The sequence below is a fragment of the Falsiroseomonas oryzae genome, from assembly GCF_027856955.1.
Classification (GTDB): domain Bacteria; phylum Pseudomonadota; class Alphaproteobacteria; order Acetobacterales; family Acetobacteraceae; genus Falsiroseomonas; species Falsiroseomonas oryzae.
In genome coordinates this window covers 1-1,326 of record NZ_JAPSMD010000796.1, presented here as the reverse complement: position 1 = coordinate 1,326, position 1,326 = coordinate 1, and the positions used below count along the sequence as shown (strand labels likewise).

2 protein-coding genes are annotated in these 1,326 nt (G+C 75.6%); both read right to left on the bottom strand.

The genetic code is table 11. The features are described 5' to 3' along the window. Positions 1-600: type VI secretion system-associated protein TagF (tagF, locus tag OZN99_RS31765; RefSeq protein WP_270939179.1), on the bottom strand; the 600-nt coding region annotated here is incomplete at its 3' end. After that, positions 585-1,326: type VI secretion IcmF C-terminal domain-containing protein (locus tag OZN99_RS31760; RefSeq protein WP_270939178.1), on the bottom strand; the 742-nt coding region annotated here is incomplete at its 5' end. The genes tagF and OZN99_RS31760, both read right to left, overlap by 16 nt.

Genomic DNA, 1,326 nt, shown 5'->3' with positions numbered 1-1,326 from the left:
CAGCATGGCGGCGAAGGCGGCCGGTCCGGGCAGCGCGCCGGCCTGGAAGCCGCGCGGCGCGACGCGCGGCGCGCCGGCCGTCCACCAACTGGCCATCCCGCTGCCGATGCCCCAGCCGGGCGGCGCGGCGGCGAGCATCTCCGCCACCTGCTCGGGCTCGGCATCCGAGAGGATGGCGGCGAGACCGGCTTCCTCCAGCGCGTCGAGCCAGGCGGCTTCGGGCACCGGTGCGGCGGAGAGGCCGGGGAAGACCGCGCCGAGGGTCAACGGCCAGTGCCGGCCGCTGCGGTCCACGCTGGGCAGCAGCACGCCCGCCGCCGCATCCGGCCCGCATTGCCCGGCCGGCAGCGCGAAGCGCCAGACCGGCGCCTCCAGCCAGGCGGGCAGCCAATCCTCCCCCAGGATCTCGCGGCTGCCGGGCAGCGCGATGGACAGCCAGGCATCCCAGGGCTCCGCGAAGCTGCGCGGCAGGCCGCGCGCCACGAAGTCGCCGCGTGCCGGCAGCTTGCCGACAAAGCCCACCCGTGCCGCGCCGGACCCGGCGCCGCCCGCAAGGACGGGGCCCGATTCCGGGCCTGGCGGGATCAGAGCGTCGGGCACCGGAACTCCCTCAGCACGGTGGTGGCCAGCGGGTTGAGCGTGGAGGAGGCGCGGATGTCGTAGGAGATGCTCCGCTCGCCCGACCGGAAGGACAGGGTGAAGCGCTCCGCGACACCGCCGCCCTGGATGGTGCCCTGCTGGAACAACCGGATCAACGCCCAGGGCCCGCTGGCCTGCAGCACGCCCGGCGCACCGGCGGGGGCGGGGTCGAAGACCAGGCGGACATTGGTCATCCGGTTCGGCCCGGGCCAGGTGACCTGGGTGGAGCGCGTGGGGCCGTGCGCGTAGGTGATCGTCACGCCGTCCAGATCCAGCGTGGCCTGCCGCGCCCCGGCATCGAGCTGGGAGGGCGCGATGTCGAAGCGGAAGGTGGGCTGCGGCTGTCCGGCGAAGAAGATGTCGCGGATCACGGCGGCGCGCTGGAAGTTCAGCACCGCCTCCGCTCCCACCGGCGCCGGCACGCCGTCCACGGCCTGCGGGCGCCAGATGCGGCCGGACATGTCCACGAAGGGCCGGACCTGGGTGTTGAAGAAGGTGTCGAGCATGCCGCCCGGGGCGAAGAGGCGGGCGAAGTCGTCCATCGGGATCTCGTTCGCGGCACCCGGGGTGAAGGGGAAGCGCCCATCCACCGCCTGGCGGCAGAGCTGCGCCGGCGCGATGCCGCCACCGCCGCCTCCACCACCGCCGCCCGCCGCGCCGCCGGCGGCCGCGCCGCCGTTCCACGCC